General features: G+C 56.2%; 6 protein-coding genes. 2 read left to right on the top strand and 4 right to left on the bottom strand.

All coding sequences use genetic code 11. The features are described 5' to 3' along the window. From RMSM_RS16785 to RMSM_RS16800, 4 genes are all read right to left on the bottom strand, one after another. A partial coding sequence (locus tag RMSM_RS16785) for a carbohydrate-binding protein (RefSeq protein WP_201767043.1) occupies positions 1-1,885 on the bottom strand: 1,885 nt, incomplete at its 3' end. A 113-nt stretch (positions 1,886-1,998) separates the two neighbouring features. Then, on the bottom strand, positions 1,999-3,435 hold the full coding sequence (locus RMSM_RS16790) for a DUF58 domain-containing protein (RefSeq protein WP_008698647.1): 1,437 nt from the start codon (positions 3,433-3,435) through the stop codon (positions 1,999-2,001). A 108-nt stretch (positions 3,436-3,543) separates the two neighbouring features. Then, on the bottom strand, positions 3,544-4,509 hold the full coding sequence (locus tag RMSM_RS16795) for a UbiA family prenyltransferase (protein WP_008698649.1): 966 nt from the start codon (positions 4,507-4,509) through the stop codon (positions 3,544-3,546). A 330-nt stretch (positions 4,510-4,839) separates the two neighbouring features. Then, the gene (locus RMSM_RS16800) at positions 4,840-5,775 is read right to left on the bottom strand and encodes a DUF4261 domain-containing protein (RefSeq protein ID WP_008698651.1); all 936 of its coding nucleotides are present in this window, start codon (positions 5,773-5,775) and stop codon (positions 4,840-4,842) included. Between the two features lie 442 nt (positions 5,776-6,217). On the opposite strand from RMSM_RS16800, the gene RMSM_RS16810 reads away from it, so the two are divergent. Beyond that, positions 6,218-6,835, top strand: a complete 618-nt coding sequence (locus tag RMSM_RS16810; protein ID WP_144057719.1) for a hypothetical protein — start codon at positions 6,218-6,220, stop codon at positions 6,833-6,835. 58 nt (positions 6,836-6,893) lie between these two features. After that, on the top strand, positions 6,894-7,750 hold an 857-nt coding region (locus RMSM_RS16815; protein ID WP_008698657.1), incomplete at its 3' end, for a TadG family pilus assembly protein.

Consider the following 7,750-nt stretch of genomic DNA (forward strand, 5'->3'; position numbering starts at 1 on the left):
AAAGCTGCCACTTTTCCATCGGCGGACCGAAGCCGATTTGGTCGGTGACGAACCAGTAGAAAATGTCGACTCCGGTCATGGCTCCATAAGCCGCTACCAAAAACGGACCTTCGGTTTGATAACGCAGTGGCGGCACCCAGCCGCTCTCGGACACGATCATCGGATGCCCACTGACTTGACGCAGCGCCAGCGGAAATGCCCAAGGTTGTGAGAGCGCCGACGTGCCATCGAAAAGGTCACCTCGGCTGATCAAATATCCGGCGCGATGATTGTCGGTTGGATTCGTATGGCTGCCGCCGGTGTAATAACGGTTGACTCCGATAACATCGTTTGCCGTGTACGCATAGCGTTCTGCGTCGAGTAGCTTGGCTTGATCGGCGGTCCGCCAATTGCCTGCGTTGATCAGTCCGTCGTAACCAATTTCCTCTTTTAGAAATGTTGCGATCGAGAGGTTGAAGTCACGCATTCGCTCGGTATAGAAGGCTAATTGATCGGCCAAGCGTTTGGCCATTGGGCCGCTGTGGTCTTGAGTCAGTTGCCAAATTAGGTGAGGCATCACAATGCCATCGGCAAAGCGGTCGCCTTTACAACGAGCACTACCGCCCCAGACGCGAACCGCGTTATCGATCGAGCCGTGTTTCGTGTTTAGCCAAGCTGCAAATTGCCGTCCTAGTTCTCGCCGCTGCTCGCCTTGGATTGCGTTTTCGGTCCAGAACAGCAGGCTGTCTTCGTTTTGGATTTGAAAGATCGCCAAGGCTGGATCTTGGGCCAGCGGGATGCCGGTGTGGGGATTGGGTGGCAACAGCAGTTGTTTGAGCCACTGTTTGTAAGCTGCCTGCAGTTTGGCATCAAAGAACAGCAGTCCGGTCAAGTTTTCGCCCTCGGCATCTTTCAGCCCCCAGGCAGGATCCGGTTTCACGCTGACGGCCCAGTAAGGCGAAAGCGTGACGTAGATGCCTTGTTCTTTCATCGCGGCGATCAAACGCCAGGCAGCTTCGATATCCTCGGTGTTGGCATCGCCAAGTTTTTCGCCATGCCGTGGGGCAAGATGCCCGTGATGCCGAACCATATTGACGCCGCGTTTGGCGAGCCAACGAGCATGTTCGCGGACCGCGGCGATGTCGTCGCGGTACTGGACGCTGGTATTGACGGCCCAGAACCGCAGTGGTTTCCCCGAGCCGTCAACGAATGAGGCTCCGTCGGATGATCGTGCAACTCTGCCTTTGGCTCCAGCAGGTTTGTCGTTCATGCTGCTCAGATCAAGCAGCGAATCAGGCGAAAATGCATCGCGAGCGGGTTCAAACGCCCAAGTCCCGGGATCGGCCAAGCCGGTCTTCTCGCCCGGTTTTAATTTGCCTTGTGGCAGAAACGGTTCACGGCTGAGGACAAAGCAGTCGAGTCCACCATGCCGATGGTTGTCGCTTTCGAAACGCACCTCGAACCTATTTTTGCCTTCCATTAGTGACACCGGCTCGGCCTTGATCCATGCGACAAAACGGAGATCGGGTTGCCCATCGGCAGCAATGTTGATGCTCTGTTCGTTCTTGTGCAGCGGTACCTGCGTCCAGGGGCCGCCATTGACTCGCACTGACATCGCCGAAGCGATCGGATTGGCTCGCAGCCATAGTTCGTAGCTGCCCGCAGCAGAAGCGTCGACAGCGAACCGAGCGACGGGCATGTCACCGTTGGCAAAATGCGAAAGCCAATCCTTGCCCGACAATTCGGCTGTCTTGACCGCGTCGTACCAATTGTGCCCTCGCATCGTGCTGGCCACCGCATCCTCGCCCTCGACCCAGATCATTTGCCCGTGCAGCGGCCAGCACCACATCAAGCAAAATACAAGTAATAACGCCCGGAGATTCCCGAGCAAGCCTAGCTTTGCCATGATTTCCACCTTGGTCCAGGGTTGGGACGTCGTACATCAGCGACATCAACTCGTTGATCCCTCTGTAACCAAAACGTAAACCAAAACGTAGTCTAGCGGCGCAAGCCACGAATTTACAGCAAATGTTTCGCTTTGATGTCGAGGTATTGATTCACCAGCGGGGCGGTCAGTTCGTCGGGGAATGCATCGACGCACAATACGCCACGATGTTCCAGATCTTTGATGACTTGATGCCGCCACAGCAAAATGTCGGCCGCCGCCGCGGCGCGATACATCTGCAGATGATCTTGATTGGATGGTGCATCGGCGGCATCGAACATCTCGCGGTCGCGAAGCAGAACACCCAGGGGCAAGTGTTGACCGTTGATGTTCGACAAGTAATCGACAACCGCGCCGGCGTTGACCTCGTCAATCACATTGGTTGTCAGCACCACCAACGATCGACGTTTACAATGCGTCGAAAGGTACAGGAACGCTTGATCGTATCGCGATTCAACCAAGCGAGGAAATTGATCGAATCCGGCTTGAATCAAGCGGTTCATTTGACTGCTGCCACCTCGCGGTGGAATGTAGGCATGGATGGTATCGGAAAAGCAAAGCATTCCAACGGAGTCGCCTTGATGCAGCGCCACGTAGGCCATCATCAGCACCGAGTTCAGTGCGTGGTCCAACAACGAGTAGCCGTTTTGTTCGTTGGTCATCATCCGTCCGCAATCCAACAGAAAGACCACCCGTTGGCTTTGGTCGCTTTGGAATTGCCGAACGGTCAATTTGCGGCGTCGTGCGGTGCTTCGCCAATCGATATGTCGGTAGTTGTCATCGCGGCTGTAATCTCGCAGCCGTTCGAAATCGCTGTCTTGGCCAATTCGTCTCGTCCGCCGCACCCCAATCAGACTCAAGCGGTTCGTCCGTGCCAGCAGGGCATAGTCGGACAATTGTTTCATGTCGGGGTAAACATTTAGCCGATCGTGCAATTCGATTTTTCGGTGGCGATTCCACAGTTTCAGCGGGCTGAAGAAACTCAGGTAAACGTACTCGAGTTCGAACGCACCGCGTCGGCCCGGCAGCAGTTTGCGATGCGCCGTCATTCGTCCGCGGGGCGGCAGTCGCAGCGAGTGTTTTTCAGGAGTCGCGGTAAAGTGCTCGGGCAAATCGTCGCAAACCGCGCCCACTAACGTCAGCAGCGTGCTGTTTTCGACCGTCAATTCGCTAGCCACCGGAACGCCTAGTGAACAGGTTCGCGGTAGGCTGCGGAAAACGTTGATCCCTTGATTTGTGGCCAAATAAATCAGCAGGAAATCGACCACGGCAAGCGTCAGGATGCTGCCATCGATAATCCATACCGCAATGATCATCGAGGGCACAAATACGGTGGCCAAGCTGGCGATGACCGAAACGCTCAGCAGGACAGCCCACCAAGGCGTTGGGTAAATCTTGGCACGCCAAGACGCGATGATCAGTGGCAATGCAATTAGCCCGAGGAACAGCCAAGGGATTTGCGTCAGCGACTGAAACTCGTCTTTAGCAACTTGGGTGATTGCGTCGTTCACGAACGGACGGGCCTTGGTTCACGGAGTTCGAGGCGGGAAACGGAGTTCCAGGCGGGAAGAAGATCGCCGCTGCATTGTAATCGATCGAGTTGCCGGCGGGGTTAGGGCTCAGGTCACGCGGAACGCGGACGCTAATCCGATCGCCGGAATCACCAACGCAAATATCACGAGCCCCCACACCGGGCCAGCACCGAGCATCGCCACCGCCGCGGCCAATGGAATGATCGTCAGAATTCCTGAGCGGATTGTCGATTGTAGATTCTGCGGTGTGGCGTGACGAACACAGCGGATGCCGCGAAGCACGACTGGGTAAGCAATCATCGCGATCAGCAGCGGAAAGGCAAACGGAGTGCGAATGAAGTTAGGAAAGCCCGCCGGTGCTTGCTGCGGCGCAAACGCTAATGCGAACAGTCCGATGACTAGCAAGCTGAACCCGACTTTCAAATTGGTATCGTTGCCACCCGTGGCTTCGTCGCGAGCCATCGTCGTGATGCCGGTGATGTAGATCCCAAACCCCAACGCGAACGCAACCAGATGCAGCGGTATCAGCCGGCCATCGGCTTGCGCAACGATCACAGGGGACGCGCCCAGTAGGAAGCTGAGCACACGGCATCCGCCCATCGCGGCTGGCGCGAGCGGGGTCTTTTTCAGCGGTCCATCATAAGCCACGATCATGACAGCCAATACGATGGCGATCGCGGCGGGCAGCCAAGTGGTGGCAATATTCTCGCTCGGCAAATATCCACTGAGCGATCCCAAGATGACGCCGAAGATCAGTAAGACCCAGCCGGCGGTGCGAGCGGCCGCGAGCGAGATTCGTCCCGATGGCAGCGGGCGTTTCGCTCGCTCGGCACGATCGCGTTCGATGTCAAACACATCATTCAGGATCATGCCGGCCCAATACAGCGAGATCCCCGCTGCGAGTACACAAATCCACCGCGCTGCCGGCGACGGGCCGTGCGCTGCCAGCAAAAACGCAGCCGAAACATCGGCAACGACAGTAAACACGTTCGGCAGCCGAACCAATTGGGCCCAGGCAAACAGGGGGCTGGTTTGTTGTGTCTCGGCGGTCAAAGAATTTAGTTCCCGATTGATGAGGATCGTTTGTCGCTTTGGTCAGACGCAAGGATGTCAAACGCAAGGATAACGGATGATACCTTTAGAGCAATTCTCGCGACAGCGTGTCGTCGACTCGCAGGGGGAGAACCGACGGCATTGCCCTGCCCTGCTCTCCCCTGCCCCTTTTCTGCTTTGGTAGCGGTGCGGCGCGAGCCCAATGCCATCTACTTTGGTAGCGGCACGGCGCGAGCCGTCCGGTTGAGGCGAGTGAAACGTTCGAAATTTACCGGGCGGCTTGCGCCGCACCGCTAACAATCGAGCCGTATCGTTGCGGGGGTCGCCGCGTTATTTTCGCAGCAGACTTTTGGGAATCGCTTCGCCGTCGTCGGCGAACCAACGCAGCACGCGTCGGCGAGGTCCGTTCAGGGCGCTCTCGCGGACACGAGCGACCCAGAGGATCTCGCCAGGGCCTTCGGAGGTCTCGCCGTCTTTGATGACATCGCCGTTTTGCAGCAAGTAAATGCCGACGTCACGCAGAAAGTTTTCGACTTCGGCGGCATCGTAATCTTGCGGCCGAAAACAACCTTCCATATCGGGGATGTCCAATTGGATATGCCCCACCGTGTCCATCACCGACCACTGCGGGTCAAATTCATGGAAACGCATGTTGGCCCACAATTCCACCGGGGGCAGCGAATGTTCGACCGAGAATTCAGCACTTTCGGTTAGGACTTCCAGGTCGCTGAGGACTTCGCCGCCAGGGTTGAAGTAACAGATCGCTTCGGGAAGCTCCAGCAGCATGCCGACCACCTCGGTCATGAACGCCAATTCGTTATAGGGATCGTAGTTCTCGGGCAGGTTCGGAGGCGTCGCTTTGCCGTCGAGCACGTAGCTGCAGCGGATGCGGATAAACGCTTGGTGCAACTTTGTCGCGGTTCTTCCGGCTTCCCAGTTCCATGATTGTTGGGCCGCGCGAAGCAGAGACTCGGGGGCGGTAAACGGCCCTAGTTGGCCCTCTTGATAGGCGCGGGCGATCCGGCTTGGGTCCGCAGCGGTGGTCGGGTCATCGGGCCAGAGTTGATCGACCACATCGACCACGACTTTTCCTTCGTCTTGGTCATCGATCTCCAGCTGGATTGACGGGCCGCAGGTGAAGACCTCCGCAGCGGCTGGTTGGGGGGCCGAGGGGGAAAAGTCGGCGAGAATTGCAGCGACGGATTCAATGGAAACCGCTTCTCGCAACAGCACAACAAATGTTTGAGTGTAAAGGCCTTTGGTCATTCCCAAGCTCGGTGGATCGGAAGGATTCGATTGTGGAGCGCGGATTCTATCAGAAGAGCTGGCGATTAGCCGTAGCCCATCCCTAGGCATGGGGGGGTGTGCTTTTCCGTTCAGCTGTCACTTTTTTCGGCGTTGCCGATCGGATGACCGTTACGACCGTCACAACCCAAGCGTTGTTGCGGGGGGGAGAAGTGAATTTGTGCGTTTTCTGCAAGGTGTTCCGATTGGATGTGTGGATCTGGCATAGGTTTCAAGAGCCTTCACATCACTTTTTTCGTCCTTTGTTGTCCGCTTGGATCGCCTTTGGTCATCGCTTGCCGGACGACCAATGGGGACGGCAATCGAAGCGTCCTCAATGGCGGCTCTGGGGCCGGCGTTAAGCAAAGCAAATCGATGGATGGTTCTCCTCTGTTTCCCTCATCATCTTTATTGGAGCGTAGCGATGTCACGTTTTGGGCAGTTCGCCATAGCAACGTGCTTGGCGTTCACGATGACTTCGTCGATGTTTTGCCACGGGCAAGATGTGGCGATTTTTAAGATCGAAGAAGACTGGGAGATGGTGCTCAACGAGCCCGATGCAATCAATCACTCGCCACAGGTCACCTTTTTTACAACTCCCACAGATGAGCCGAGTCGTTATTTTCAGTTGCAGCTGAATCACGCGGTGGATACGCAGTTTTCCGGAGGCGGCTTTCATGTCGCCGCGGTTGAGAATGACCAGATTATCGATCAAGCACGCAGCGAGACTCGGGCGGCTTTGTCATCGGACGGAGATCATGTTCGCTGGACAAGCATCCTGGCCACGGTCGAGGGGCAGACGCTCTTTGCGATTAAGAATGGGCATGCAAGTCAGTGGGGAGATTTCGGAGGTCCTGACTTTTTAGTCCGGATGAACTCCGATGCGTCGTTAGGACTTTCTCAATATCATCCTCAGAAAAGTTTGGATGCCGTTGACATAGGGTTTGGGGCAAATCGAGTGGCGTCGATCACGCTGCTGGAAGTACGTGTTTTTTATGTGGATGGGAGTGTGGTTCCGGTACCTGTGAACCGGCAACCCTAGATTGAACGGATTTATGATCGCGTCTGTCAAATCGTCAAGTCTATCAGGATATCGTTCAATGAAAATCTTCAATGTAAAACAACTGAGTCTGTTCTGTTCCGATAAGGAGTCGTCGGCGTATCGACGTCGCCTGCCTGCCCGCAAACGTCGCGGTGCGGCGGCCGTATTCGGATTGATCTTGACGGTCAGCCTTGTGGCCTTGATGGCGGTGACGATCGATATGGGACATATCCGGGTCGCCGAAGCCGAGATACAGCGATCGGCGGACGCTTCGGCAATGGCGGCATGCTGGGAATTGTTTGATCAACAAGTTTCCAGTGCCTCCGAAAGTGACTTGCAAGACAGTGCATGGCAAGCGGCAAATAGCATCGCGAGCCGGAACTTTGTCGGGCAACAGACGCCCGAGTTTTCGTCGGGGGATGTCGAGCTTGGCACCTACTCGACCGATCAATCGTGGAGCACATCGGATCCGTCGACCTACAACGCCGCACGTGTCACGCTGAAACTGCAATCTGGTGGCAACGGTGAGCTGCCGCTGTTTTTTGGGGATGTAACGGGGCGGCAAAGCCAGTCGCTTCGCACCACGGCAACCGCCGCGATGTTCAGTGCTATCTCGGGGTTTAACGAGCCCGAAACGCATGACGAAACGATCGATATTCTGCCGTTTGCACTCGATTTGCCGAGTTGGACCGCCATGTGTGCGGGACTAACCGAGGATGATTTCGAGTTCGACGACGGAGCGGTGCGATCCGGTTCCGACGGGCTTTGCGAAACGAATCTTTACCCTCAAGGCACAGGATCGCCCGGCAACCGCGGCACCGTCGACATCGGCGGCAGCAATAACAGCACCAAGGATTTGTCACGCCAAATTCTATACGGAATTTCCAAGCAGGATTTTATCGACTTGGGGAAACC

This window comes from Rhodopirellula maiorica SM1, from assembly GCF_000346295.1.
GTDB classification, from domain to species: Bacteria; Planctomycetota; Planctomycetia; order Pirellulales; family Pirellulaceae; genus Novipirellula; species Novipirellula maiorica.

Coding starts and splice junctions, on each gene's coding strand:
- RMSM_RS16800 (WP_008698651.1), bottom strand. CDS start 5,775: ATGACCAAAGGCCTTTACACTCAAACATTTGTTGTGCTGTTGCGAGAA.
- RMSM_RS16810 (WP_144057719.1), top strand. CDS start 6,218: ATGTCACGTTTTGGGCAGTTCGCCATAGCAACGTGCTTGGCGTTCACG.